We start from the raw sequence: 25293 nt of genomic DNA, 5'->3' as shown, positions 1-25293 counted from the left end.
TTAGCTTCAGGAGAGACGTTCAATGAGTAAAAGAGGCTTTGCAAGCGATAACTACGCGGGAGTTCACCCTAAAGTGCTAGAGGCTATGGCCCTAGTGAATGAGGGTCATCAGGTGGCCTACGGTGAGGACACTGAAACTGAGAAATTTGGCGAAATAGTCAAAGAGCTTTTTGGCAAAAATGCCGTTGGCTATCCGGTTTTTAATGGCACTGGCGCCAACGTGATTGCCCTGCAGGCTGCGACTAAGCGTTGGGAAGCAGTAATCTGCGCCCAGAGCGCACACATCAATGTTGATGAGGGGGGCGCTCCAGAAAAGATGGCCGGCCTAAAGCTTTGGACCGTGGAAACTTCCGATGGAAAGCTAACCCCAGAGTTGGCCGCTACTCAAATCTTTGACGTGGGAGTGGTTCACAGGGCGCAAGCCTCGGTCATAAGTATTACTCAAACCACCGAAATGGGAACTCTCTACAGCGTCTCTGAGATTAGGGCTCTAGCTGACCTAGCTCATGAGCACGGCATGCTCTTGCACCTAGATGGAGCCAGGCTTTCAAACGCTGCTGCGGCCCTGGGTAAAAGTTTCAAGGAGTTCACAACCGATGCTGGTGTTGATCTGGTTTCACTGGGTGGCACCAAGATTGGCGCGATGGCTGCCGAGGCGGTTATCGTGACCGATGGCTCTAGTGTTCGCGGTGCAGCCCTCGCGGAAGCTATGCCGTTTTTGCGCAAGACCTCGATGCAGCTGCCCTCCAAGATGCGGTTCGTCTCAGCGCAGCTCAACGCATTATTCGAAAATCATGCCGAGCTGGCTTTAGCAAATGCCAGGGTGGCTAATTCGATGGCTGATCTTTTATATGCCGGGGTCGTGGAATTGGCTAATAAGCACCCCAGCATCACGGTGCCGAATCCAACTCAGGCAAATGCGGTGTTTCCAATCTTGCCTCAGGAGGTAACGCTCAGAATTCAGAAGGACTACCGCTTCTATGTTTGGGATCAGTCAACCGGTCAGGTGCGTTGGATGTGTGCTTGGGACACCACTAAAGAGGACGTCTTGGGTATTTTGGCCTCTCTGGAAGCCGCTCTTTAGATATGGGTCTACCCGCGAGGACTAATAGCCAGGCAGCTCGGGATGCTTCGAGCCCGCAATCTGGTTCTAGGTTTTAGGGTCATTCCCAGCTCTTTCGAACCACGGAAATATTAATTAAGAAAAAAGGAGAATCTCATGGAACAAAGCGGTACCTGCCCAGTAATTCACGGGGCACAAACCAAAGTCGGCTCGGCGAGCATGGACTGGTGGCCTAACGCTCTGAACTTGGAGATCCTGAGCCAAAACGATACGAAGTCGAACCCAATGGGCAGTGACTTTGATTATCATGAGGAGCTCAAAAAGCTTGATGTCGATGCTCTGAAAACAGACCTGCACGCTTTTATGGTTGAGTCTCAGAGCTGGTGGCCAGCCGACTGGGGTCACTACGGCGGGCTAATGATTCGCATGGCTTGGCACTCCGCCGGCACCTACCGCACCGCAGACGGACGTGGCGGCGGTGGTTCTGGTAGCCAGCGTTTTGCGCCACTGAACTCGTGGCCAGATAACGTGAACTTGGATAAGGCCAGGCGACTGCTTTGGCCGATAAAGAAAAAATACGGAAACCAAATCTCCTGGGCCGACCTCATGATTTTGGCCGGAAATATTGCTTACGAGTCCATGGGTCTAAAAACCTTCGGGTTTGGTTTTGGCAGAACAGATGTTTGGCAGCCAGAAAAAGATGTCTACTGGGGTAGTGAAAAAGAGTGGCTCGCGCCCTCGGACTCTCGATACGAGGATCTAGAGAACCCCTCTTCTATGGAAAACCCATTGGCAGCGGTTCAGATGGGGCTTGTTTATGTGAACCCAGAGGGCGTGAACGGTAAGCCCGATCCGCTAAAAACTGCCGGTCACGTGCGTGAAACATTTGCCCGGATGGCGATGAATGACGAAGAGACCGTCGCACTAACCGCCGGTGGTCACACTGTCGGGAAGATGCACGGCAACGGCAGTGCCGAGAACCTTGAGGCAGTTCCAGCCGCCGCCGGCCTTCACGAAGCCGGTCTTGGCTGGATGAACCACACAACCAGAAGTGTCGGAACCGACACCGTTTCTTCAGGTCTCGAAGGGGCCTGGACCACCCACCCAACCAAGTGGGATAACGGCTATTTCTACCTATTATTCAAGTACGACTGGGCGCTCAAAAAGAGCCCGGCTGGAGCGTTTCAATGGGAGCCAATAAATATTTCTGAAGAAGATATGCCGGTGGATGTTGAAGACTTCTCGGTTCGCAAAAGCCCGGTGATGACCGATGCCGATATGGCAATGATTAAAGACCCTGCGTATTTGGAAATCTCTAAAAAATTCTATGCCGATCCAGATTACTTCTCTAATGTCTTTGCACGGGCTTGGTTCAAACTCACTCACCGAGACATGGGTCCAGTGGGTCGCTACTTCGGCCCAGATGTGCCGAAAGAAGAGCTGATCTGGCAGGACCCGGTCCCAGCCGGCAATAAGTCATACGACCTAACCGCCCTGAAGGTAAAGATTGCTGAATCGGGACTGTCAGTCTCGGACATGGTTTCAACTGCTTGGGATTCAGCCCGCACCTATCGCGGATCGGATATGCGCGGTGGAGCCAACGGTGCTCGCATTCGACTGGAGCCGCAGGTTGGCTGGTTAGGTAACGAGCCCGAGCGCTTGAATAAGGTGCTCAGTGTTCTTGAGCCAATCGCTAATGAGTTTTCAGCAAGTTTGGCCGATGTAATCGTTTTGGCTGGAAATGTTGGTATCGAAATCGCCGCCAAGCTTGCGGGTCATAAAGCTGATGTTCCATTCTCCCCGGGGCGCGGAGACGCCTCAAGGGAGTGGACCGACATTGAATCATTTGAACCGCTAGAGCCAATCCATGATGGTTTCAGGAACTGGGTCAAAAAGGATTACACGGTTAGTGCTGAGGAGCTAATGCTTGACCACGCTCAGCTTTTGGGCCTCACCGCCTATGAAATGACGGTTCTTGTCGGTGGAATGCGTGTTTTGGGCACCAACCACTCCGGCACCAAGCACGGCGTTTTCACCGACCGTGAGGGCTCTCTAACCAACGACTTCTTCGTCAACCTAACCGACATGACTTATGTGTGGGAGCCGGCCGGATTTAATCTTTATAACCTGCGTAATCGCGAGACCGGGCAGGTAAAGTTCACTGCTACTCGTGCCGATCTGGTGTTTGGTTCTAATTCAATTCTGCGCGCATATTCAGAGGTCTATGCCCAGGATGACAATGGTCCAAAGTTTGTCAAGGACTTTATTGCTGCTTGGAATAAGGTCATGAATGCAGATCGCTTTGATCTGAGCTAATTCTTCAAATAATCTGAATAACCCCGGTCCAAGCCTCAGCGGCTTTGACCGGGGTTATTCGCAGGGATAAGTCAGAATCCTATGAAACAGTTCGGAACAGGTTGCGTTATTCGAACGGACCAAGGCGCCAAGTTACCTCGGCGCTAGCGGGGAATGGTAGGTGTGCCTGATGGGTTGGATTGGTTTGACAGATGGGTGCTAAATGAAAAGTCTAAGATTTCTAGCAATAACGGGAACGTTATTAATTTCCGGTTCTTTCCTGACGGGCTGTGCCATGCAGATGGATGGAATGGACATGTCCTCATCTCAAAGCAGTGAAAATTCTGGCTTCTCTGGGATGGATGTGATGTTTGCCCAGATGATGATTCCTCATCACCAGCAAGCGGTTGAGATGTCAACCCTTGCGGAATCCAGATCACTAAACCCCGAGGTGTTGGCGATAGCCGCCAAGATAAAAGCCGAACAAGATCCTGAGATTGATCAGATGAGAAGCTGGCTCAAAGCTGCCAACTCTTCAGAAACCATGGCCCATTCAATGGGGATGGATGGGATGTTGTCTGAAACTGAAATAGCGAAACTAGAGGGCTCTTCAGGTGTGGAGTTCGATCAGCTTTTTCTTGCTGGCATGATTGCCCACCACCAGGGAGCAATTGAGATGGCGGACATGGTTGTGAATTCAAAAAATTCTGAGGCAGCTAAATTAGGCGCCGACATCATCAAGATGCAAACTAGTGAGATTCTCGAGCTGCAGGCCCTGCTCTCCAAGTAGCCCTGAAGCGTGCCTAATTTGGCCGAATAATTTGGGCGAAAGTGACAAACGTGCTGTCGGTACAGGATATTTTGAAGATTGACGTATTCTTGGATAAAACTAAACGGAGACAATGATGTCCTTGGTTGACTTGAAGAACTGGGTTGGGGAAGTAGCTTCTCTGACCAAACCCGATAGCGTGCAGTGGTGCGATGGCTCGGCAAACGAGCTGGAATCAATCAAATACCTGTTGGTTCGCAATGGAACTTTTATAAAGCTCAACCCGGAACTCAGACCCGACAGCTATCTTGCTCGCACTGACCCGAGAGATGTCGCGCGGGTCGAAGAGCGCACCTTTATTTGCTCGGAAAGCGAGCAGGACGCCGGCCCCACCAATAACTGGATGGAGCCGAGCGTGATGCGCACCCTGATGCGTGAATCATTCTTAGGCTCAATGCGCGGGCGAACGATGTATGTGATTCCATTTGCGATGGGTCCAATCGGTTCTCCGCTAACCCAGTACGGGGTTGAAATAACCGACTCACCCTATGTGGTTGCCTCAATGCACATCATGACCCGAGTCTCGGCCGATGTTCTAAAACAAATCGAAAAGGGAGCCGAGTGGGTTCCAGCGGTGCACTCGGTTGGAATGCCGCTAATCGATGACATGGGCAATAAAACCAAGGATGTTTCTTGGCCATGCAACCCAGAAAAGGTCTACGTTGTGCACTACCCAGAGACCAGGGAAATCTGGTCCTACGGATCCGGCTACGGCGGTAACTCGCTTTTAGGTAAGAAGGCCTTGGCCTTGAGAATTGGTTCGGTCATGGGCCGAGATCAGGGTTGGCTTGCTGAGCATATGTTGCTTATTCGTGTCACTTCCCCCGAGCAAAAGCAATACCACTTATCTGCCGCCTTCCCATCGGCCTGCGGGAAGACGAACCTGGCGATGCTGCAGCCTTCAATTCCGGGCTGGAAGGTCGAAACTTTAGGCGACGACATTGTTTGGATTAGGCCCGATGCCTCCGGCAGGCTAAGGGCGATAAATCCCGAGAACGGCTTATTTGGGGTAGCTCCAGGCACCTCCGCAAACACCAACAGCGCGGCAATCGAATCAATGTCCTATGGCACCATTTTCACGAATGTCGCATTGACAAAAGACGGTGACGTTTGGTGGGAGGGGCTCTCCAAAGTGGCCCCGGAGGGACTGATTGATTGGAAGGGTAATCAATGGGAGCCAGATATGGGTCCGGCCGCTCACCCCAACTCCCGGTTCTGTTTTCCGATGTCAAACACCACGACTTTGTGCCAGGACTGGGAAAAGCCCGAGGGTGTGGAGCTTGATGCCATCTTGTTTGGTGGCAGAAGGGCGACCAATGTTCCGCTTGTAGCCAAGTCTTATAGTTGGCAGCACGGTGTCTTTATGGGTGCAACTATTTCTAGCGAGCAAACTGCCGCTGCTGAGGGTCCGGTGGGAAAGCTGCGTCGGGATCCATTCGCCATGCTGCCATTCTGCGGTTACAACATGGCCGATTACTTTGACCATTGGCTTTCAATGGGAGAGAGCTCAACACCGGAGGCACTCCCAAAGATCTTCCAGGTCAACTGGTTTAGAAAAGGAGCCGAGGGCCAGTTCTTGTGGCCAGGCTTTGCAGAGAACTCCCGAGTTATTGAGTGGATAATCAACCAGCTTGAGGGCAAGAACAAGGGAGTCGCGACTCCGGTGGGGATTGTTCCTGCGGAAGGTGAACTAAATCTTTTTGGGCTAGCGGTCTCAGAGCAAGATCTGGATGAGCTATTCGAGATTGACTTTGAGTCTTGGAGCATCGAGGTTGAATCAACCAGAGCGTTCTTTGCGGGTTTTGGTAAAAAGCTCCCTATGCAGCTGGAGCTTGAGCTGAGTTCTCTGGAATCCCGTCTAAAAGGCCAAGTTCCGAGCCGGTCGGTCTAGGTGCTTGTCGTTTCTTAGAGTGTCCTATTTGAAAAACGAATCCCAACAGAAGTAATTGCCACCTTGCTAAGGTCTTGAAATGCGGGCTGTTCAAATAGAGAGTCATGATGGGCCCGAGGCTCTTATATTGGTTGAGGTCCCGACACCAATAATCAACAGCACTGAGGTGTTGGTGCGCAATGATTTTGCCGGAGTCAACTACATCGATGTTTACCAGCGCAGCGGGATGTATCCGATGAGCCTGCCTGCCACTTTGGGTCTTGAGGGTGCCGGTGAGATTGTGGCCCTCGGTGATTCGGTGACGGACTTGAAGATTGGTGATCGCGTTGCCTGGGGCTGGGCTAAGAACAGCTATGCGGAATATGTCGCCATATCACAGGACAGTGCGGTTATTATCCCGGCAGGAATAAGCACCCAAGTTGCAGGGGCAAGCATGATGCAGTGCACCACCGCTCACTATCTAGCCACCAGTGTCTTCCAGGCTAAAAGTGGTGACACCGCATTGGTTCATGCGGCTTCGGGTGGGGTCGGGTTAATTCTTTGTCAGATGCTCAGCGCCAAAGGGGTCAGGGTGATTGGCGCTGTTTCAAATCCGGAGAAAGAACAACTGGCAAAAGAGGCTGGGGCTTCGGAAATTATTCGCTATGACCAGGTGGATTTTGCCGCTGGTGTTTACGACATCACTAAAGGGGAAAAATGCGAGGTTGTCTACGACGGGGTAGGAGCTAGTACTTTTGAAGGCAGCTTGCAATGCCTGAAACCACGCGGGACTCTGGCCTTATTCGGAGCTGCTAGCGGGCCGGTTCCGCCCTTTGATTTGCAGCGATTGGGTGGGCTCGGGTCTTTGGTAATAACTCGCCCGACGATTGCCCACTTCATAAGTTCAAAAGAGGAGCTTTTATGGCGAACCTCCGAAATCTTCGAAGACATCACATCTAGAAAGTTGAAGATTCAAATTGGAGGCATTTATGATCTGGAAGATGCGCATCAGGCTCACAAGGATCTTGAATCACGGGCAACCGGGGGCAAGCTGCTTCTAAGAATCTAAGCTGCCATCGAAGGCGGTCATAAATATGCCAACTCTGCAGAATCACAGCGATTCTTGAATTACCATTTTCATGTGAGCGCAAATGCGAAAACCAAAAACGGCTTTGAGCCTAAGATTTGCGAGCGCTGTAGCAGGCCTTTTGAGTGGCGCAAGAAGTGGGCCAGGGATTGGGAGAGCGTGAAGTATTGCTCTGAAAAGTGCAAGCGTTGATGATGAGCGATTCCTTCGAGCGGATTCTGCTAATACCGTTTGACCATTTAAATCTTGAGCGCGGTGTCCTAAAGACGGCCAATACCAAGACCGACCTGATTTTGTTTGTGCAGTCCGAGCGAATGACCTCGGGCCGAAACTGGCATAAAGAACGCTTATTCTTTCTTATTTCTTCGGCCAAGCACTTTGCTAAAAAGCTAGAAGATATGGGCTTCACCGTCTGGTTTATTGAGGCCCCCAGCACCTTGGAGGGAATTAGTCAGGCCAAGAAAAAGCTCGGAGACCTCCCGGTAGTCTGCGCCGAGCCTTCATCCTTCAGACAATACTCTCAGCTGAAACAAGCGAGCGTGGAGTTTGTGCAAAATGACTTTTTCCTAACTTCAAGAGAGCTGTTTCGGGATTGGGCTGATTCTCAAAAAACTTTTGTGATGGAGAACTTCTATCGAGTCCAAAGAGTCCGGCTTGGTATCTTGGTGAAAAATGGCAAGCCCGAACAAGACCGTTGGAATTTTGACGCAGAGAATCGCTTGCCACCGCCAAAGAACTACACCTGGCCAGAACGCTTATCCCAAGAGCGCGATGAAATCGATGCAGCTGTTGCCAAGGCTCTCGAGTATGAACCCACCGACACCTGGGCCACCACTCGAGAGGGTGCGCTTAGGCAACTGGATCATTTTCTAGAGCACCATCTCGCTGGCTTTGGTCCCTACGAAGATGCTGTCACTCTGGATGAGTGGTCCCTTCACCATTCACTCCTGAGCCCATATCTAAATAACGGCCTCATCACAGCGGCTGAGGTTGTGGCGGCAGCGGTTAGAAAGTACGAACTGGGCGCGGCCCCAATCGCATCGGTGGAGGCGTTTGTTCGGCAAATCATTGGCTGGCGCGAATACATCAACGGCATGTATTGGTTTTTGGGAGCCGACTATCAGGAGCTCAATGGTTTAAATGCGCATAGAAAACTGCTCCCGCTATTTCACGATTCGTCAAAAACTAAGATGAATTGCGTGAGCAAAGTGGTTGAGCAAGTCGAAACCAGAGCCTGGACCCATCACATTCCAAGGCTTATGATCCTGAGCAATTTGGCCCTTGTGACTGGAACCAACCCGCAAGAGTTTTTAGATTGGATGCGAGAGAGCTTTGTTGATGCCAGCCAGTGGGTGATGGTGCCGAACATTATCGGCATGGGCGTCCATGCCGATGGCGGCAAGCTAATGACCAAGCCTTATGCTGCAGGTGGTGCCTACATCAGCCGCATGACCCAATACTGCAAGGGTTGCGTTTATGACCCAAAGAAGCGGGTTGGGGAAGATGCTTGCCCATTCACCACTTTGTACTGGGATTTCCTCGATAGACATAAAGACGAGTTCAAGAAAAACCACCGAATGAGTCAGCAGGTATTTGGGTTGAACCGACTCTCTGATCTGCCGGAGCTCAGGGTGCGCGCTCAAGAGGTTCTTGCAGGACTCAGCGAGGGTAAAATCTAGCCATTCACCGCACGAGAACGTGGTTCGATTTTCCCAGCTATGTAACAGGTTTATAACAGGAAACTCGCAATTTTTATGGTGATACTTCCTTTAATAAACTCAGTCCCAAAGGAATCCATGTTCGACACAATCGCCGGTCTCCCAGTCCATCCCCTCGCGATTCACTTTGCGGCTGTGCTGATCCCTCTTTCGGCCCTTGCTTTTGCTGTCATGATATTTTTCCCACGGTTCCGCAAGGCCTACCTCCCGCTAGTTTTGTTCGCACTCGGATTCTCGGTGGTGCTTGCCTTTGTTGCAAAAGAATCTGGCCAGGCTTTGGCGAAAAGAGTTGGAGATCCCGGTTTACACGCCGAACTTGGCGACATCCTATTTCCGGCATCGATCGGACTCTTCGCGGCAGGGATGGCTTGGTACTTGCTGCTCAGATTTAATCGACCAAGGTGGAGCCTTCAAATCGCTGCATCAGTTTCAATTTTGGCAGTAGCGGGCGTTGTTGGCCTTACTTATTTTGTCGGACATTCAGGCGCGGAGGCATCCTGGGCTAGCCGAATCGTGGCAAGTGAAGGAGTACCCCTTGTTCCGACCAAGGATTCGGCAAAGCCTTCTGTCGAAGGCGCAATTCTCCCCGAAGTGGTGGCCGCACACAGTTCACCGAGTGATTGCTGGACCGTGATAGACAGCAACGTATATGACCTTTCTTCTTTTGTCCAAAAGCATCCAGGCGGGGCTCAAGTCCTAGAAAGTATTTGTGGCACAGACGGTTCAGCGGCTTTTAGCAACCAACATTCTGGGCAACGCGACCCGGCAAGGGAATTGAAAGGGCTTCTATTGGGTCCCCTAGCAAGTCAGAGCAAAGCTCCGTCGGCTTCTGAACCCAAGGCAACTCAGCCTGCAGCCGCCACAAACACCGATCCCTCGGCAGATTCTGTAGTTCAACTCACCTCGGCAGCGGTGTCAAAGCACGACAAGGCTGCGAGCTGCTGGAGTGTCGTTGACGGGAAGGTTTACGACTTGACTTCGTACATTTCCTCACACCCGGGAGGCGCAAGTGTTCTGGAACAGATCTGTGGCAAGGACGGCTCGAATGCCTTTAGGGGTCAACACGGTAGCTCTTCCGAACCCAACCAAGCCCTAGCCAGCCTGCTAATTGGTCCTTTAGTTCAATAATTCAGGTGAAGATCACCAACAGCTTTGATGACAACTGGGAGGCGAGCGCCTCGGGGGTCGAAAGCTTCCGACGGACCGAGCTCCAATCTAAGTGCCTCATGAGTCTTGGATGGATTCTCAGAGGGTTTGGTTTAGCTTATGGAACACTTAGAAGGAGCGCCCAATGTCAAAAAAGCCTGAGGTTGAATCGGTTTGGGATTACCCAAGGCCACCACGACTGGAAGAAGTCTCCCAGCACCTGAGTGTTCACCATGCTGGCCAAGAGATCGCCTCAACCAAAGGATCGGTTCGAGTGCTTGAGACATCGCACCCGCCAACTTATTATTTGCCAATGGCCGACTTCACTCAGGGGGTTCTTATCCCTAGTCCGGGAGAGACCTATTGCGAGTTCAAGGGGGTCGCCAGTTACTTTGATTTACTCATTGCTGGTCGCCTAATTCCAAGAGCTGCCTGGACCTATAAAAAACCAAACCGAGGCTTTGAAAAGCTTTTGGGCAAGGTCGCAATCTACGCCTCGAAGGTCGATGAGTGCTACGTGGGGGAAGAGTTAGTCCAGTCCCAAGAAGGCGATTTTTATGGTGGTTGGATAACCTCCAGCATCAAAGGCCCATTCAAGGGCGCAGCTGGAACTATGGGCTGGTAGTCAAACCCAAGAAATTACACTGCTGGCAGCAGCCCAATTTGCCGGCGCAAGACAACCGAATCCCAGGCATCAAAGCCCGAGACCACCATGCCGTTGTGGATTCGGTCGATTGATACACCGTCTACCTGAATTTTGTTTCCGGTTGCCGCCGCTCCCCAGAATTCTCCAGAGTGCGTGCCAGTGAGAATCCAGCGCGTCACAACCGTGCTGGTCTCGCTATCAGCTATTAGCTCTTGAACCGCAAAATTCACGTCTGGGAAGGCGATTCGCCAGCCCTTCCACTGCTCACGAAAGCTTTCCCGACCAATCCCAAACTGCGGGTCATTGCCGGCCGCATCCTCTGCGATGAAGCGATCAATCGCACTCTCGTCGCCCTGATTCCATATCTGGTCAAAGAAGTCCTGAGCAATCTTTTTGAGTTCTTGGTTGGTGTGCAATTGATTACCGCCTTTAGCTGTTCGATGCTTACTGAAAAGCTACCCTGCAAATTGCAATCTCAGAACAATTGGCGAGATTCGCAGTGTGAAGAAAGTGTGGAAACCGTATAGTTCAAAGTGCGGAAACCGTATAGTTCGGAATTTGGAATTTATTCGCTTCTGACTTTAGCTAGCGCTGAGTTTCAGAAGAAACTGACCGCCACCGGGGGTTATCTCAGTCTTGAAGCTGGTGTTGGGTGCGAGTCTGGAAACTCTATCCAACAGCCACTCAGAAGCAGCTTGGGCATCTTCCATGCTTGGACAGCGAGCGATCGCTTCGCGGCCGCCCTTTTTACTGAGTCTTTCTACGGACTCAAAGATTGGAGCCGGGTCAACCACGAATAAGTCCTTGGACCAAGCAACGACTGGTGCAATCTTGCCGCGGCTAGTGTTGCAGGAACGGTGCGCTAAACGGTCAATTGTCGGAGTGCCCTTTTTGGCCTTGGAAGCTGCATAGCTATCGGTGCTGGGTCCAAGATCAGAATTGACTGAAGAATTGGGATCAACTGCGGCATCACAGAGCCAACAGCGCCAGCCATCGCGTTCTCCGACCTCATTCAAATTACTCATCTAGCTTGCCCTTCCGCTAATAATTTTATTCACTTAGTCCCCAAAATCTTAGAAGAGCCTCAATCGTCAGTCAGGTCGTCTCGAATGTTTTGGCGGTTGTCGAGGGCAAAACGGTGATTTCAATGCAAACTTTTAGCCGGAACCACTGAGGTTATTGGGAACCTCCTAGGACAAAGGCTCAGATTAGGCCAGCGGAGACAAACTTTTCTAATGCCTTAGCTTCAGCTGAGAAATCGGCGCCCTCGCCAATTCGCTTGGCCGCGGCTGCAACCGATCCATAAATCATGCTGCAAACTGCAGCGGGGTCTTCGGTTCCAAGCTCTGTTAGCGGGGAGATAAGGCTCATCATGAAATAGCCGTGCATTGCGCGCAGCATTCCACGCTGGTCATCGGGCAAGGTGTCAATAGAAATCTGTCGAACTATTCCGTGCTGCTTGCTCGAAAGATGAGCCAACGAATAGTGCACCCAAACTCGAATTCGTTCCATCGGGTCTTTGATTTCCAAGCCCAAGCGTTCAATCTCATTGCTGAGATCCGCCATTTCGTTCAACATGAGTTCGCCGAGCACGTGCTCACGCGAAGAAAAGTACTGATAAATGGCTGGCCTAGAAAGACCGGTGGCTTTAGCCAAGCTGGCCATGGAAACCTGAGCTGTTCCGCCATCTTCTATGATTTGCATAGCCGAATCCAGAATTAACTGCTGCCTCAGGGCAAAAGTCTCAGAAACAGTCATTTCTAGAGTTTAGCCTGCCGACCAGCTCACTGGAGAGGCTATCGGGAGCTTCACAGCTCACAGACTCGCGGCAGTCGCCTCCGCGGCTACTTTGGCGGCTGCAAGAATTGAAGCTACGTCTTGAGCGGTGATGGCATTTGAAACAAACCAGGCCTCAAAAGCAGATGGCGGCAGGTAAATCCCTTGCTGGAGCATGCTGTTGAAAAAGACACTGAATGCATCGGTGTTTTGTTTTTTGGCATCATCAAAGTTCGAAACCAGACCCTGTTTGAAGAAGAAGGAGAATAAATTACCGCCAGTTTGATAGCTGTGATTCACATTCGCGGCACTGAGTGCCGCACTAATCCCAGCTCCAATCACTCTTGCTGAGTTATCGAGCTGGTCATAGACCTCCGAGGTGCAGTTCTCAAGGGTTGCCAAGCCAGCAGCGGTTGCGATTGGGTTTCCACTGAGAGTGCCCGCCTGGTAAACCGGGCCCATAGGTGCCAGTAGGTCCATTATTTCGGCCTTGCCAGCCAGGGCAGCTATCGGAAAGCCACCACCAATGACTTTTCCAAATGTGTAGATGTCAGCCTCCCAACCCTCTTGATGACCATACTTGCCCCACCAGCCGCCGGGTGAAATCCTGAAACCTGTCATCACCTCATCGAGAATTAATAGTGCACCGTGCTTGTGCACAGTATCCGCCAGGAATTTATTAAATCCCTCAGCCGGTGGCACCAGCCCCATGTTTGCTGGCGTGGCCTCTGTGATTATTGCGGCGATCTCTGAACCGCGTAGTTGAAAGATATCTTCTACGGCCTGAAAATCGTTGTAATCCAAAACTATGGTGTCCTGGGTTTGACCGGGGGTGACTCCCGGGGAATTTGGCAAACCGAGAGTCGCAACTCCTGAACCAGCCTGCACCAAGAGCGCATCGCTGTGACCGTGATAACAGCCGGCAAATTTCACTATTAAGTTTCGGTTGGTTGCCGCGCGAGCGAGTCTGACGGCGGTCATTACTGCTTCGGTGCCGGAAGAGACAAACCGAGCTCGATCGCAAGAGGGAACTCGACGCAGGATTTCTTCGGCCAGCAAGACCTCATTCTTATTCGGCGCTCCAAAAGAAAATGAATTCTTTGTTGTCGATTGCACCGCCTCTAGGACTGCAGGGTGGGCGTGGCCAAGGATCATCGGCCCCCAAGAGTTGACTAAATCGATGTACTCATTGCCATCGATGTCGCGGATACGCGAACCCACTCCGGAAACAAAATAACGCGGGGTTCCACCCACTGCGTGAAATGCTCGAACTGGCGAGCTAACTCCGCCCGGGATGCTCAGTTTCGCTCGACTGTGCCAGCTTTTGGATTCAGTGATGTTCAAGGGGTTCTCTTTTCTATTTCGCGGGCTATTTCCAGGGCCCAATAAGTACAAATAATTTGGGCACCAGCTCGGCGCACCGAATAGAGCATTTCGAAAATCGCTGGTAGGCGATCGATGAATCCCGCCGCCGCCGCCGCCTCAACCATCGCGTATTCTCCAGAAACCACATAGGCGGCCACCGGAACCGAACTAATCTTCGACACCTCGGACACTATGTCTAGATAGGACAGCGCAGGTTTTATCATGACGATATCTGCCCCTTGTTCGATGTCGAGCTCAACCTCTAGCAGTGATTCTTTTCGATTGCGATAATCCTGCTGATAAGTCTTCCGGTCGCCAGCTAGCTCAGACTCAACAGCGTTTCGGAACGGGCCGTAGAAAGCCGAAGCATACTTGGCGGCGTAGGCCAAAATTCCGACGTCTATGCAACCGGCCGAATCCAAGGCTTTGCGAATCGCCCCTACCTGGCCATCCATCATTCCGCTGGTGCCAAGCATGTGGGCTCCTGCCTTTGCCAACACCTCAGCCATTTTGCAATAAAGCTCTAAGGTTGCATCGTTATCCACAGCCCCATGATCATCTAGGACACCGCAGTGCCCATGGGACGTGAACTCGTCCAGGCACAGATCGGCAATGATGACTAATTGGTCCCCAAAACGCTCCCGGGCCAATCGCACGACGCGACTCAAAATCCCATTGGGGTGATAAGCCTCGGTACCCAGCTCGTCTCGAACTTCCGGCACTGCAAAAAACATGACGGATGGCACCTTGGCCAAAACTAGCTCATCGAGGTATTCCAGGTAGCTATCTTCGGTGTGCTGCAAAACCCCTGGCATCCCAGCGATTTCACGTGGTTCAGTTAGGCCCTCTCGAACAAATACGGGCTGAATAAGGTGTTGTGGCAACAAGGAGGTTTCGGCCACCATCTCACGTAGCTTGGAAGAACCCCGCAGCCTTCTGGGCCTAATCATTGTCTCTCCTTATGATTCAGATGCTCAGCTATTTTTTGGGCAACCGCTGCGGGCGTTGTCTCTACTAAGGCCAGATCGGAGGCGAACCCCAATTCCCTAATCGCAGCGGTGGTAGTCGCCCCAACGCTAATCACAGTTCGGGTGGGCACCCCTTGCAGGGCAAAATAAGCCTTGGCTGAACTCGGCGAGCGAAACAGCACAAAGCCAATAGCTTCCGAAGAAATTTCGGCACGCTCGGTTTCGCTGATCTGGAGGGGCCGGTTTTGGTAGACAACCTCGGCCAGCACATCAAAACCCGCTAGGGCAAGTTTGTCTTGAGCCACAACCAGCGATCGACTGCCGATTGGCATTACGACGGTGGGCCTCATCTTGGAGCTTTGATTCTGAGCTTCAATCATTGCCCCTGCAAGTGAATAAGCATCGTGGATTTCGGGAACTAAGACTTCGACCTCAGCAATAGCTTTCAAAGAATCCGCAGACGACTCACCAACTGCAGCGAACCTTAGATTTGGATTCTTGAAGGCCAGGGCTAACTCCGCTGGGTCGGCTTGTGAAATTAGCGCCTCTATTGCGTTTGAAGAGGTCGCGATAAACCAAACATTTTCGTTTGTTCGAATTTCGGAAAGCATCCCTTTAACACCGGTTGGATTTTCTAAATTCGAGATACCGATCAAGGGGATAATGCTGGATTCGATGCCATAAGAGATAAGTGCCGCGGCGTCCTCTTCATTGCGGCTTGGCCTTATTAAAAGCGCCCTCATCAAAGAGCGGCCTTTTTAGCAATCGGGGATTCTAATAGCCTTTGAGCAACTAAGAGGCCCAGCTTTTCCGCATCTAAAAGATCCTCGGGACCAAGAATAATTTCGCTACTGATTGAGACAGATTCCCCCGTTGATTCAACAGAAAGCTCTGCAACTAAAACCAATCGGTTCCCTAGAAGCTCACCAGCAGCTCCTATCGCGGTTGCGCAGCCAGCGTTTAGACCCACCAGCACCGATCGCTCGGCAAGGGCCACCAGCCTCGATAAATGGTGATCGAGTTTGGACAGCGCTTCAATCAGGTCTTGATCTTGATCGCGACATTCAACACTCAAGGCTCCCTGTCCCGGGGCCGGGACAAAGAGTTTTCGATCCAAGTGCTCGGTAATTTCTGATTCCCGGTTGATGCGCCTAAGCCCGGCAAGTGCCAAGAGAGTGGCGTCATATTCCCCGGACTCGACCTTTTTGAGTCGAGAATCAATATTGCCGCGAATCGAATCGACGACTAGATCGGGCCGCAACCTTCGAACACTCGCCGCTCTTCTGGGCGAAGAAGTTCCCACTCTCGATCCAGCGGGCAGTGCCATAAGACTCAAGCCGGATTGAGAGATAAATACATCGGAGGAATCTTCGCGTTCTGGAACTGCTCCCGTGACGATACCCGGGTATGGTTTTGCGGGCAAATCTTTCATGGAGTGGACTATAAAATCAACCTCACCGGCTAGTAGCGCATCGCGCAGCGCAGAGACAAATACGCCGGGGTTTTTGGACTCACTCAAAGGAGTCGTAGTTTGGTCGCCCTCGGTTTTGATGATTACTTCTTCTACGCTCAGCCCCGGATTTAGTTCGATCAACTTTGCGACTACCAATCTGGTTTGTGTCAAGGCCAAAATGCTGCCCCTACTACCCACCCGCAAGCTAGTCATTTCTGCTCAAATCGATGCTGTAGAGCAACTTGACTGCCTGAACATAGTCGTTGTGATTTCCGGTTCGAGCCATGGTTTTTGCCTTCACTAAGGGTTTATGCAAAATCGCATTAGTGACCCGCATCAGTGAGCGCTCAACATCCAGGGCGGCCTGATCTCCCAACCGACGCTTCACCGCCGCCACCTCGTCGCTGACAAGAGCGCCAAACTCATGACGCAAGGCAGAAATTATCGGGTCCACCCCGCGCTCAAGCTTTGATTGGTTATAGCTAATGATCGAGGCAAGAATTATGTTTTTTGCTTGGGCTAATTCCTCTTCGTGTCCCGAGTCTTGGAGTTTTGCGAGCGTCTCGAGGTCAATGAGCTCGCAACCCGGAATTTGAGCGACCGCTGGTTCCACGTCTCGAGCCAGGGCCACATCGATAAAGATTTGAGGTGGTGAGCCGAGCTTGGCTCGTATGGCTTGAGCTTCTAAGGCTAAATCCAAACTGATCACAAAGCCCGCTCTACCACTTGCCCCCACCACTAAATCGGCCTCGACCAGTGCCGCGAGCAGGCCATCCTCGACAACCGCTTCCAGTTCGTGCGTGTCTGCAAATTTCTGAGCTCTTCCAGATCTGGAGTAAACCGATATCTGTCTTGTTTTTGTAAGCCTCAGGGCCAGAGTTGCAACCCGGGCGTAAGACCCAGTTCCAATCAGCAACACCTTGGTATTCGATAAGTTATCCATCCGGACTGCTGCTTTTTTGATCGCTTCGCCGATTATCGACCTCACGGAGAATCCGAGTCCGGTCTGGTTTGCCACTTGCTTAGAGACTCGAAAGGCACTTTGAAAAAGTCTTTGGATCTCGGGGCTGGTGGATTTATGTCGTTCAGCTTCAAAAAGCGCCCGCTTCACCTGACCCGATATTTCACCTTCACCTATCACCATTGATTCAAGACCGGCTGCCACTGAGAAGAGGTGTTGAACGACATCATCCCCCGTTCGAATCTCAAGTCGGTGAGCAATCTCTATCCCCGGTTCGCCGAGAGCCTCAGTGATCGCAGCGTGCGCGATTGCTACAGCCTCGGGCAAATTTTTGGAGTCCAAATACATCTCAAAGCGGTTGCACGTGGCTAAGACAACCGCACCGGCGCTCAATTCAAGCTTGGCTGCGAGATTGATCCGGATTTGGCTAGCGTGGGTCTCTAGAAGTTCAAGGTCCAGAGCCCGTGCCTCTCGGAAATCTGTGCCAAGAAAAACTACCGCCATAAACCTAAAACTAACAAGGGGGCTGCTGACACTATGTCAGCAAAGTTATTAGACCTGAACTAAAGATGGTGCAATGCAACTAAATGCAAATCACCCGCTCAACGATGGAAGAACCCGCCAGTCGAATTTAGTGCGCTCGCTCAGAGGGGAGCGAACTAGCCCCTTGCCAGTTTGGTTCATGCGTCAAGCCGGCCGCTCCTTGCCGGAATATCGCAAGCTCCGCGAGAACGTCAGCATGCTCGACAGCTGCCTAACCCCGGATTTGGTGGTTGAGATAACCATGCAGCCGGTCAGGCGCCACGGCGTTGACGCAGCAATTCTTTTTTCAGACATCGTGATTCCACTTCGCCTTGCAGGGGTGAAAGTGGAAATCACCGCCGGCATTGGTCCCCAAATTGCGAATCCAGTGACGACTCGAAAGGCGTTTGAAGAACTTGGCGACCTAAGCGATGAGGCCTTGGAGCCAATTCGCGTCTCTGTTGGACGGTTGATCGAGGAACTCGGAGAAACTCCTCTAATTGGTTTTGGCGGGGCGCCATTTACATTGGCCTCCTACCTAATTGAGGGAGGGCCTTCGAAAGACCTTCCCCAATCGCGCAGGCTGATGGCAGAGGATCCAGAGCTGTGGAACGACATTCTGTCTTGGTGCGCAAAAATTACCGCTTCGTTCATTCGCGCCCAAGTGCTATCCGGTGCTAGCGCGCTTCAAGTATTTGATTCCTGGGCGGGCAAGCTGAGCCATGCGGATTATGTTGCATTCGCCGCCCCACACACAAAAACCCTGTTTGATCAGCTGAAAGACCTGAGCGACGACTCCGGTGTCGCAGTACCAAGAATTCACTTCGGGGTGGGAACCGCCGGTATTCATAAGCAAATGATGGAAGTTGGAGCAACGGTACTCGGGGTGGATTATCTAACCTCTTTGGCTGATACTGCGGCCGAATTTGATTTCAAAGTACCGCTTCAGGGAAACATCGACCCTGCCTTTCTAGCTGGGGATTTTGAAGAACTAAAGGCGCACACCAAATCGGTGATTGATGCCGGTCAGAAGGCCCCCGGTCACGTGGTGAACCTTGGTCACGGGGTGCCCAAGGACACCGACCCAATCGTCTTAACAAAACTCGTTGAATACATCCATCAAATAACCTCATGAAAACATTTGACCACGTAGTCATTGGCGGCGGCTTTTCAGGGCTTTTGGCGGCACTGCGCGCTTCGGATATAGATCAACGGGTGCTAATTATTGAGGCAAATGATTATCTCGGCGGCCTGGTGAAAAAGGCTCCGATTGGCGAATCACAGATTGACTTGGGTGCGGAGTCCTTCAGCATCATAAAAGACGATCTTCTGGCGCTGGTGATCGAACTCGAATTGGAATCAAAACTAGTAATCCCTAATTCGGTGGGTGCATATTTACTCACCAGCGGCAGCCGGATCGAGATTCCAAAAGGTTATTTGGGTGTCCCAATGAATCTCGATGACCCAGTTCTTAGAGAAATTTTCAGTGAGTCGGAAATTGCCGAGGCCAAAAGATTGGATTCACTTCCCTTTGGCTTCGAGTCTGGAACAGTTTTTGACTTGATTACTAGCCGACTAGGCGAAGCCTTTAATTCAAGACTAGTTGAGCCAGTGCTCGCAGGAGTTCACGGCTCAAGCTCGCAAAACTTAGATGCGGAAGTTATATTCGCAAGCATCTTGCCAAAGGCCCTGGAACTTGGTTCCTTAGTTGAAGCCGTGAATCACAACAGAATGCAATTGGAAAAATCTGGTTCCACAATGGCGCCGGGAAGCGCCGTCATGGGGCTTTTAGGGGGCATGACCACCCTGATTGAAGCTCTGGTCGAGCGGCTGACGAAAGAATCTGTGGTTTTCGAGCTGGGTAGCAATGTGGAGTCGATATTTCGAGTCGAAGATCAATGGCGGGTCACTACTAAAAATGGTTCCGTTCTAGCTAAGAGGATGAGCGTTTGCACGGGCCCGGCTGCTGTTTCAAAGTTATTTAAATCAGCGGTCGGCCTGGCCGCGGAGCGATTCAATGTTGTGGATGTGGCAGTTGTCGGGGTTTTGGTGCAAAGCGCTCAGCTCAATAGCAACCCGCTCGGAACCGGCGCGCTGATTGCAAAAGACCAAGGGTTTTTGGCTAAGGCGACTACTCACACCAGTGCCAAATGGTCCTGGATCAAAGAATCGTTGCCCAAAGATAAGCACTTGATTCGACTGAGCTACGGTCGCGATGGTGAAATTCCGAACGGTGACCTGGAGGCTTTGGCCAAGGCGGAGCTTGGGCTCATCTATGGAATTTCCGATCACAAAGTGCTTGAGTCGGTTTCCATTTTCTGGCCAGGAGCACTGGTGCAATCGAATCAAAAAGTAATTAGTGATTTTCAGCAGGCAACCGAAAATCTAGAAGCCATGGGCATCGAATTTTGCGGGGCATTTTTGAGTGGGAACGGGCTACTCGGATTAGTAAATCAACACAATAAACGGAGGAACTCATGAGTCAAGAAGCTGTTAACGCCATCAACGACGAGATTCGCTATACAAACTGGACTGCGCTGAAACTCAGCGCACCAACTGAAGATTCTGCGCAATCTAGAAATGAAATAGCACTTTTTGAGGCCATGCTGGCCGAAAATGATATTGAGCTACGCGGTAGTTACGATATCCGAGGATTGCGTGGTGACGCTGATTTGCTTTTATGGCTGCACGCCCCCAAGGCGGAGTTGATTCAGTTGGCGCTGCGCGAATTTAGAAGAACCACGGTTGGTTCACGCTTTGAGAGCACTTGGTCGGGCATGGGAATCCATCGGCCGGCCGAATTCAACCGGAGCCATGTGCCGGGATTCATGTTGGGAAAGCCTGCCAAAGACTGGCTGTGTTTCTATCCTTTTGTGCGATCTTTTGATTGGTACTTATTACCGGAGCCCGAACGCCGCGAAATGCTGATTGAGCACGGGGTTGCGGGCGGCAAATTTCCCGGGATCGTGTCCAACACCGTCGCTTCTTTTGGTCTGGGGGACTATGAGTGGCTACTGGCCCTGGAGTCAGATGACCTCCACGAAATCGTAGACATGATGCGAGAACTTCGTTACACAAAGGCACGGCTTCACGTTCGCGAGGAAGTGCCGTTTTACACAGGCAAGCGCTTTCCACTAGAGACCACAGGGAGTCTATTCGCATGAGTTACGACGCAATTTTACTAACTTCATTTGGAGGCCCCGAGGGCCCTGATGAAGTGATGCCTTACCTAGAAAGGGTGACAGCCGGTCGAGGGGTTCCGCATGAGCGACTAGTTGAAGTGTCCCACCACTACCTAGCCTTGGGTGGAGTGAGCCCCATCAACTCCCAAAATCGGGCACTACTCGCGGCACTGAAAGATCGACTGCCCGAGCGCGGGGTCGAGATTCCCATTTATTTAGGTAATCGAAACTCTGAGCCATATTTTGCCGATGTCCTAACCCAAATGCATAACGACGGTCATAGCAAAGTTTTGGCTTGGGTCACGAGCGCCTATTCGTCTTATTCGGGTTGCAGGCAGTATCGCGAGAACCTCGCCCAGGCGCTAACGGTCTCCGAGCTCGAGGGAAAGATGACGATTGATAAAGTGAGGCATTACTTCGATCACCCTGGCTTTTTGGCTCCCATTATCGAAGACCTAAATAAAGCAATGGGTCGACTGGCCGCCAAAGGAATAGCGACCGCAGACACCATTGTTATGTTCGCAACCCATTCGATCCCCGAGTCAATGGGCGAATCTAGTGGCCCGCCGGGTGTTCGAGAAGGCTTCGAGAAGCCGGGAGGGACTTATGCCGCGCAGCACCTAGCAGCAGCTACTTTGGCGATGGCTGGGCTCAGCGAGCAAGAGAATTTACCGAGCTGGGAACTGGTCTACCAATCTCGCAGCGGATCGCCTAGTGTTCCCTGGCTTGAGCCGGATGTGAACGATGCGATCCGAACTGCTAAGGATGCCGGCAAAAAAGCCATTGTTATTGTTCCAATTGGCTTTGTTAGTGACCATGTTGAGGTTATTTGGGACTTGGACAACGAGGCGAAAGAAACCTGCGATGAGCTTGGTTTGGAGTTTGAGCGGGTCGCCACCTCGGGAACTCACAGTGCATTTGTGGAAGGCATTATTGACCTAATTAAGGAAAGAACCGATGGCCTAGAAGCCAAAGCTCTTTCGCCGCTAGGTCCATGGCCAAGCTTCTGCAAGCCGGACTGTTGTCCCAATCTTCGAAAGCCTCTTCCAGTCATCGCGGAAGGTTAGACATAGAACTATCGCAAGGGCTTGTAATTACATTGAGTCGGCCATTTTGAATAAAGTTGCGGCAGTCCGGTTTGATGATCTGTTTCTCAATCAAATCGGTTCGTCTGGTTTACTTATTGCCTGAGATGAAAAGAAGGTGAATGATGCCAGTAATGCCGATGTTTCCCCTTGGGCTAGTGCTGATGCCAAACATGCCGATGGATCTGCGCATCTTCGAGGAGCGTTACCTGAAGCTCTTGGGAGACTTGGTTCTTGAAGACAAGCCTGAGTTTGGGGTGGTTGCGATTGAGCGCGGAAGAGAATCTGGCGGTGGAGAAAAGCGGTTCGGCCTTGGAACTATTGCCTCGGTTACCGAGATTGGCACAACCGAAGAGTTTTATGGCCTTCAGTCGATAGGTGCTCAAAGGTTCAGGGTAAACAACTGGCTGCCGGATGAGCCGTATCCGCTGGCAGACATCGATTTCATAGAAGATCTAGTTTGGGATGAAAGCCTGAATCCGCTTCTAGAGCTGCTGGATGTGAAGGTGCGGAAGCTCTTGGCTTTTGCGAGTGAGTTCACCGATTTGCAATATGGCTCGGACACCATTTTGAGCGATGACCCCATGGCGGCTGCTTGGCAGCTGGCTGGAATTTTGCCGGTGGGAGTTTTGGATCAAATGGACTTATTGGGATCAGAAACCGCAGACGAGCTGCTTAGCCGCACTAACGAAATTGTCGAAACTGCTGATGAAACCCTGCGGGCAATGATTGCCCAGCAAGACGGCAATGATTTTGGCGAGAGTCAAGTCTGATCGGACAAGATCCTAATTTGAATGAAACCCTAGGCGCCATGCCTAAACTCTCTCCGTATCCACAGCTCAAAGGAGTAGCCTAAAAACTAGCGGTGAATCCAGCACCAATGCAGGATCGAAACTTAAAGCGCGACCAATCTAAGGGAGCTAAGAATGAAAAAAGAACTAGTCAGTGCATTATCAACTGTCCTCAGTGACACCGTTGTGCTGAAGTACAAAGTCCAGGGAGCACACTGGAATGTGGTTGGAATTGACTTCCACCAGTTCCACGCCTTTTTCGAAGAGATCTACCTTGAGGTTGACTCAGCCATTGACCCAATAGCCGAGCAGATTCGAACCCTTGGAGCAAGCGCACCCTTTAGGCTCGCTGAGTTCTCGGAGCTCTCCAACATTGACCAGCCGGTTCGAATTGATAGCACCTCGAGGGCGTTGGTTCAAGAAATCCACACCGCCATCGAGATCGCCCTGAAGGACATCGACCACGCGTTTGATCTAGCCAACCAGCTGGGCGAACAGGGGGTCGTTGGATTGTTAGCTCAACGCGAAGATATGCTAAAAAAGTGGCGCTGGCAGCTTGAGTCGGCGCTCGCCGGCTAGCTGGAGAGCTTTTTTGGAAGAAGTCGGAGCCGGGGTCTGATTCCGATCTAGCTCCTTTTGCTGAGGGCTTTCGCAACCGCCGCCTCGGCAACTTTCGATAAGAAGATTGCTAACACCAGTGCCACGACGATGATTGTGCTTATACCCAACTCAATCACTGCTCGGTCGAATTGTTCCCGAGTCTTTCCTGACCCCAGGGTCATGTAGGCGCCTACGGTGAGGATGTGTCTAACCGCAGCGATAACTCCAATAATCAAGAAGTTCTGTAGCTGGAAGACACCATCGGTATATCTAGCTATTACCGTTCTAAGGATCTCCAAAATGATGATGATGAACAGAATGTCATTTATGGCCTGAATCAGGCCGGTTGGGAAAAAAGGCTCAGTGGTGAAGACTCGAATCAGAGAGTAAATGAGAGCTGCAACTGCGATTCCAAAGAGGAAAATTCCAAGAACCACATGGAAGACCTCTTCCATGATTTCGACCATGCGCGAAGGCACAAGGCTCTTTTTCCCTATTTGCATTTCATCTTTCATCTATTAGTGAATTCGCGAGCCTTCAATTTGCTTCCCCATTCGGAATAAATCCACAAGTTTCGTGCATTAGAAAGAGCTGAGTCTTAGATCGCTGGGATCGAGTGCAACTCCGAATCTTAACCGGGTTCGCCCAAAGCGGGGGCAGCGTGAATTCCTCGAGAGGCCCACATTTTCTTCGCTTGCGAAAGGCAAAACTTCATGTGTTTAGATTTATTACGGAGTATTTCTGCCACTTGAGGAAGTGAAAAAATACATTTTTGAGCATGGCTCGGGATGCCACACTCCTCTGGAGCCCAATAATCTATTGAAAAATATGAACAAGCGTAAATTTCTTTTTTAGACACGGACACGCAATGACCCGAAAAATACTCGAGGTTCAAACACCGACCCACTGCAACTGTGCTTATCATTAGTCCACTCGAACCCCTAGTAAAGGAAACCATGTCAGATTTGCGCATTTTGCACTCTGTAGTTTCTAAAGTGGGTATGCGCATGGTGTCTATGGAGCGAATGCTCTAGACGCTTAGTATCTGCGTTTCGAAATAAACGGTGAACTAAGCCGCGAGGGTAAAAGCTCGCAAACCTTCCCCTAATCGAATCGATTCAGAAATCAAAAGGTCACTCAAATTGGCTATAGCCGAACCAATTAAGCCTGAAACCCCAAGCGTTTTAGCCGCGTCCGTAAAAATAACGGAAGTGAATAAGCACTTCGGATCGGGTCGAAACAGAGTTGATGTCCTCCGAGACATAAACCTTGAAATTCGAGCCGGAGAAGTGCTGGTCCTATTAGGCCCATCGGGTTGCGGAAAATCCACCTTGCTTCGACTAATTGCGGGCCTCGATTCTCCAAGCGAGGGTCTTGTTGCAATAGCTGGGGAACTGGTGGCGGGGGTTGACAAGCGCTGCGGAGTCGTGTTCCAAGAGCCGAGGCTGCTTCCTTGGCTAAACCTTCAGGACAACGTGGCAATTGGTGCAAGATCAAAGCGTAGTCAGCAGGAAATACTAGAACTGCTAGCAACCGTCGGGCTGGTTGGATTCGAAAAGTACCTACCCAGACAGGTTTCTGGTGGCATGGCGCAGCGTGCCGCATTGGCAAGAGGTCTTGCCGGCCACCCGGGAGTGCTTCTTCTAGATGAGCCATTCGCAGCACTTGATGCGTTGACTCGTTTGCGGATGCAGGATCTATTGCTCGAGGTGACCCGGGTTTCGGGTGCAACAGTTGTTCTTGTTACCCACGATATCGATGAGGCCCTTCACTTGGCAGATCGAATTGTGGTCTTGGCCGAGAGGGGCCGAGGTATCGATGAGATTGTCAAAGTCAATCACCCGCGACCCAGAGACCGCTCTCACCCCGGACTTGCACCCCTTAGAACAGAACTATTATCCAAATTCGGCATTTACACCTAAACCTATAAATAAGG

General features: G+C 51.3%; 25 protein-coding genes. 16 read left to right on the top strand and 9 right to left on the bottom strand.

Going from position 1 to position 25293, the window contains the following annotated elements:
- The first annotated feature begins 22 nt into the window (after nucleotides 1-22).
- The 9 genes from BLP47_RS08000 (at nucleotide 23) to BLP47_RS07960 (ending at nucleotide 10633) form a co-directional block, all read left to right on the top strand.
- Nucleotides 23-1084 (top strand): low specificity L-threonine aldolase, encoded by a 1062-nt coding sequence (locus tag BLP47_RS08000; RefSeq protein WP_091852559.1) that lies wholly within the window; start codon nucleotides 23-25, stop codon nucleotides 1082-1084.
- Between the two features lie 135 nt (nucleotides 1085-1219).
- Nucleotides 1220-3379, top strand: coding sequence for a catalase/peroxidase HPI (gene katG / locus BLP47_RS07995; protein WP_091852556.1), 2160 nt, complete (start codon nucleotides 1220-1222; stop codon nucleotides 3377-3379).
- A gap of 202 nt (nucleotides 3380-3581) precedes the next feature.
- Nucleotides 3582-4148 carry a DUF305 domain-containing protein gene (locus BLP47_RS07990; protein WP_091852553.1) on the top strand — a complete coding sequence of 189 codons (567 nt, stop codon included), beginning with the start codon at nucleotides 3582-3584 and terminating at the stop codon, nucleotides 4146-4148.
- A gap of 115 nt (nucleotides 4149-4263) precedes the next feature.
- Nucleotides 4264-6078 carry a phosphoenolpyruvate carboxykinase (GTP) gene (locus BLP47_RS07985; RefSeq protein WP_091852550.1) on the top strand — a complete coding sequence of 605 codons (1815 nt, stop codon included), beginning with the start codon at nucleotides 4264-4266 and terminating at the stop codon, nucleotides 6076-6078.
- A 79-nt stretch (nucleotides 6079-6157) separates the two neighbouring features.
- Nucleotides 6158-7126: a quinone oxidoreductase gene (locus BLP47_RS07980; RefSeq protein WP_091852547.1), complete on the top strand. Its 969-nt coding sequence runs from the start codon at nucleotides 6158-6160 to the stop codon at nucleotides 7124-7126.
- Between the two features lie 72 nt (nucleotides 7127-7198).
- Nucleotides 7199-7336 (top strand): DUF2256 domain-containing protein, encoded by a 138-nt coding sequence (locus BLP47_RS08645; RefSeq protein ID WP_091852544.1) that lies wholly within the window; start codon nucleotides 7199-7201, stop codon nucleotides 7334-7336.
- 2 nt (nucleotides 7337-7338) lie between these two features.
- Nucleotides 7339-8823 carry a cryptochrome/photolyase family protein gene (locus BLP47_RS07970; protein WP_197672373.1) on the top strand — a complete coding sequence of 495 codons (1485 nt, stop codon included), beginning with the start codon at nucleotides 7339-7341 and terminating at the stop codon, nucleotides 8821-8823.
- Between the two features lie 117 nt (nucleotides 8824-8940).
- Nucleotides 8941-9990, top strand: coding sequence for a cytochrome b5 domain-containing protein (locus tag BLP47_RS07965; RefSeq protein ID WP_172807188.1), 1050 nt, complete (start codon nucleotides 8941-8943; stop codon nucleotides 9988-9990).
- 163 nt (nucleotides 9991-10153) lie between these two features.
- Nucleotides 10154-10633: a DUF427 domain-containing protein gene (locus BLP47_RS07960; RefSeq protein ID WP_091852535.1), complete on the top strand. Its 480-nt coding sequence runs from the start codon at nucleotides 10154-10156 to the stop codon at nucleotides 10631-10633.
- Nucleotides 10634-10647: 14 nt separating this feature from the next.
- On the opposite strand, the gene BLP47_RS07955 is transcribed toward BLP47_RS07960, so the two are convergent.
- The 8 genes from BLP47_RS07955 to BLP47_RS07920 form a co-directional block, all read right to left on the bottom strand.
- Nucleotides 10648-11070: an ester cyclase gene (locus tag BLP47_RS07955; protein ID WP_091852532.1), complete on the bottom strand. Its 423-nt coding sequence runs from the start codon at nucleotides 11068-11070 to the stop codon at nucleotides 10648-10650.
- A gap of 165 nt (nucleotides 11071-11235) precedes the next feature.
- Complete coding sequence (locus tag BLP47_RS07950) at nucleotides 11236-11679, bottom strand: hypothetical protein (RefSeq protein WP_091852529.1); 444 nt, start codon at nucleotides 11677-11679, stop codon at nucleotides 11236-11238.
- Between the two features lie 178 nt (nucleotides 11680-11857).
- Complete coding sequence (locus BLP47_RS07945; RefSeq protein WP_091852526.1) at nucleotides 11858-12412, bottom strand: TetR/AcrR family transcriptional regulator; 555 nt, start codon at nucleotides 12410-12412, stop codon at nucleotides 11858-11860.
- Between the two features lie 57 nt (nucleotides 12413-12469).
- Nucleotides 12470-13774: a glutamate-1-semialdehyde 2,1-aminomutase gene (gene hemL / locus BLP47_RS07940; protein ID WP_091852523.1), complete on the bottom strand. Its 1305-nt coding sequence runs from the start codon at nucleotides 13772-13774 to the stop codon at nucleotides 12470-12472.
- The gene (gene hemB, locus BLP47_RS07935) at nucleotides 13771-14745 is read right to left on the bottom strand and encodes a porphobilinogen synthase (RefSeq protein ID WP_091852520.1); all 975 of its coding nucleotides are present in this window, start codon (nucleotides 14743-14745) and stop codon (nucleotides 13771-13773) included. The genes hemL and hemB overlap by 4 nt, the downstream gene beginning before the upstream one ends.
- Complete coding sequence (locus BLP47_RS07930) at nucleotides 14742-15506, bottom strand: uroporphyrinogen-III synthase (protein ID WP_091852517.1); 765 nt, start codon at nucleotides 15504-15506, stop codon at nucleotides 14742-14744. The genes hemB and BLP47_RS07930 overlap by 4 nt, the downstream gene beginning before the upstream one ends.
- Entirely contained in the window at nucleotides 15506-16429 is a 924-nt protein-coding gene (gene hemC / locus BLP47_RS07925; RefSeq protein WP_091852514.1) for a hydroxymethylbilane synthase, read from the bottom strand. The genes BLP47_RS07930 and hemC overlap by 1 nt, the downstream gene beginning before the upstream one ends.
- Nucleotides 16422-17681, bottom strand: coding sequence for a glutamyl-tRNA reductase (locus BLP47_RS07920; protein WP_091852512.1), 1260 nt, complete (start codon nucleotides 17679-17681; stop codon nucleotides 16422-16424). The genes hemC and BLP47_RS07920 overlap by 8 nt, the downstream gene beginning before the upstream one ends.
- A gap of 73 nt (nucleotides 17682-17754) precedes the next feature.
- On the opposite strand from BLP47_RS07920, the gene hemE reads away from it, so the two are divergent.
- From hemE to BLP47_RS07890, 6 genes are all read left to right on the top strand, one after another.
- Nucleotides 17755-18834 carry a uroporphyrinogen decarboxylase gene (hemE, locus tag BLP47_RS07915; RefSeq protein WP_091852509.1) on the top strand — a complete coding sequence of 360 codons (1080 nt, stop codon included), beginning with the start codon at nucleotides 17755-17757 and terminating at the stop codon, nucleotides 18832-18834.
- Complete coding sequence (locus BLP47_RS07910; RefSeq protein WP_091852505.1) at nucleotides 18831-20180, top strand: NAD(P)/FAD-dependent oxidoreductase; 1350 nt, start codon at nucleotides 18831-18833, stop codon at nucleotides 20178-20180. The genes hemE and BLP47_RS07910 overlap by 4 nt, the downstream gene beginning before the upstream one ends.
- Nucleotides 20177-20863 (top strand): hydrogen peroxide-dependent heme synthase, encoded by a 687-nt coding sequence (gene hemQ / locus BLP47_RS07905; RefSeq protein WP_091852502.1) that lies wholly within the window; start codon nucleotides 20177-20179, stop codon nucleotides 20861-20863. Before BLP47_RS07910 ends, hemQ begins: the two co-directional genes overlap by 4 nt.
- The gene (locus BLP47_RS07900) at nucleotides 20860-21948 is read left to right on the top strand and encodes a ferrochelatase (protein WP_091852499.1); all 1089 of its coding nucleotides are present in this window, start codon (nucleotides 20860-20862) and stop codon (nucleotides 21946-21948) included. Before hemQ ends, BLP47_RS07900 begins: the two co-directional genes overlap by 4 nt.
- 140 nt (nucleotides 21949-22088) lie before the next feature.
- The gene (locus tag BLP47_RS07895) at nucleotides 22089-22739 is read left to right on the top strand and encodes an LON peptidase substrate-binding domain-containing protein (RefSeq protein ID WP_091852497.1); all 651 of its coding nucleotides are present in this window, start codon (nucleotides 22089-22091) and stop codon (nucleotides 22737-22739) included.
- 153 nt (nucleotides 22740-22892) lie between these two features.
- Nucleotides 22893-23336 carry a Dps family protein gene (locus BLP47_RS07890; protein WP_091852494.1) on the top strand — a complete coding sequence of 148 codons (444 nt, stop codon included), beginning with the start codon at nucleotides 22893-22895 and terminating at the stop codon, nucleotides 23334-23336.
- A 47-nt stretch (nucleotides 23337-23383) separates the two neighbouring features.
- Here BLP47_RS07890 and BLP47_RS07885 read toward each other — a convergent pair whose 3' ends face one another.
- The gene (locus BLP47_RS07885) at nucleotides 23384-23872 is read right to left on the bottom strand and encodes a phosphate-starvation-inducible PsiE family protein (RefSeq protein ID WP_091852491.1); all 489 of its coding nucleotides are present in this window, start codon (nucleotides 23870-23872) and stop codon (nucleotides 23384-23386) included.
- A 627-nt stretch (nucleotides 23873-24499) separates the two neighbouring features.
- Between BLP47_RS07885 and BLP47_RS07880 the strand changes: the two genes are divergently transcribed.
- A complete protein-coding gene (locus BLP47_RS07880; protein WP_249883333.1) occupies nucleotides 24500-25279 on the top strand; it encodes an ABC transporter ATP-binding protein in 780 nt (259 codons plus the stop codon).
- Nucleotides 25280-25293: the final 14 nt, after the last annotated feature.

The organism is Candidatus Aquiluna sp. UB-MaderosW2red, from assembly GCF_900100865.1.
GTDB lineage: Bacteria > Actinomycetota > Actinomycetes > Actinomycetales > Microbacteriaceae > Aquiluna.
Note: the sequence above shows the minus strand (reverse complement) of the source record. Positions and strands in the feature narration are given on the sequence as shown.

What these genes read in the sequence shown, in the direction of transcription:
- BLP47_RS07970 (WP_197672373.1), top strand. Translation starts at nt 7,339, where the DNA reads ATGAGCGATTCCTTCGAGCGGATTCTGCTAATACCGTTTGACCATTTA.
- BLP47_RS07920 (WP_091852512.1), bottom strand. Translation starts at nt 17,681, where the DNA reads ATGGCGGTAGTTTTTCTTGGCACAGATTTCCGAGAGGCACGGGCTCTG.
- BLP47_RS07910 (WP_091852505.1), top strand. Translation starts at nt 18,831, where the DNA reads ATGAAAACATTTGACCACGTAGTCATTGGCGGCGGCTTTTCAGGGCTT.
- BLP47_RS08000 (WP_091852559.1), top strand. Translation starts at nt 23, where the DNA reads ATGAGTAAAAGAGGCTTTGCAAGCGATAACTACGCGGGAGTTCACCCT.
- BLP47_RS07895 (WP_091852497.1), top strand. Translation starts at nt 22,089, where the DNA reads ATGATGCCAGTAATGCCGATGTTTCCCCTTGGGCTAGTGCTGATGCCA.
- BLP47_RS07965 (WP_172807188.1), top strand. Translation starts at nt 8,941, where the DNA reads ATGTTCGACACAATCGCCGGTCTCCCAGTCCATCCCCTCGCGATTCAC.
- hemC (WP_091852514.1), bottom strand. Translation starts at nt 16,429, where the DNA reads ATGACTAGCTTGCGGGTGGGTAGTAGGGGCAGCATTTTGGCCTTGACA.
- BLP47_RS07890 (WP_091852494.1), top strand. Translation starts at nt 22,893, where the DNA reads ATGAAAAAAGAACTAGTCAGTGCATTATCAACTGTCCTCAGTGACACC.
- BLP47_RS07930 (WP_091852517.1), bottom strand. Translation starts at nt 15,506, where the DNA reads ATGAGGGCGCTTTTAATAAGGCCAAGCCGCAATGAAGAGGACGCCGCG.
- hemE (WP_091852509.1), top strand. Translation starts at nt 17,755, where the DNA reads ATGCAACTAAATGCAAATCACCCGCTCAACGATGGAAGAACCCGCCAG.
- katG (WP_091852556.1), top strand. Translation starts at nt 1,220, where the DNA reads ATGGAACAAAGCGGTACCTGCCCAGTAATTCACGGGGCACAAACCAAA.
- BLP47_RS07960 (WP_091852535.1), top strand. Translation starts at nt 10,154, where the DNA reads ATGTCAAAAAAGCCTGAGGTTGAATCGGTTTGGGATTACCCAAGGCCA.
- hemB (WP_091852520.1), bottom strand. Translation starts at nt 14,745, where the DNA reads ATGATTAGGCCCAGAAGGCTGCGGGGTTCTTCCAAGCTACGTGAGATG.
- BLP47_RS07945 (WP_091852526.1), bottom strand. Translation starts at nt 12,412, where the DNA reads ATGACTGTTTCTGAGACTTTTGCCCTGAGGCAGCAGTTAATTCTGGAT.
- BLP47_RS07980 (WP_091852547.1), top strand. Translation starts at nt 6,158, where the DNA reads ATGCGGGCTGTTCAAATAGAGAGTCATGATGGGCCCGAGGCTCTTATA.
- BLP47_RS07950 (WP_091852529.1), bottom strand. Translation starts at nt 11,679, where the DNA reads ATGAGTAATTTGAATGAGGTCGGAGAACGCGATGGCTGGCGCTGTTGG.
- BLP47_RS07990 (WP_091852553.1), top strand. Translation starts at nt 3,582, where the DNA reads ATGAAAAGTCTAAGATTTCTAGCAATAACGGGAACGTTATTAATTTCC.
- hemQ (WP_091852502.1), top strand. Translation starts at nt 20,177, where the DNA reads ATGAGTCAAGAAGCTGTTAACGCCATCAACGACGAGATTCGCTATACA.
- BLP47_RS07985 (WP_091852550.1), top strand. Translation starts at nt 4,264, where the DNA reads ATGTCCTTGGTTGACTTGAAGAACTGGGTTGGGGAAGTAGCTTCTCTG.
- BLP47_RS07900 (WP_091852499.1), top strand. Translation starts at nt 20,860, where the DNA reads ATGAGTTACGACGCAATTTTACTAACTTCATTTGGAGGCCCCGAGGGC.
- BLP47_RS07885 (WP_091852491.1), bottom strand. Translation starts at nt 23,872, where the DNA reads ATGAAAGATGAAATGCAAATAGGGAAAAAGAGCCTTGTGCCTTCGCGC.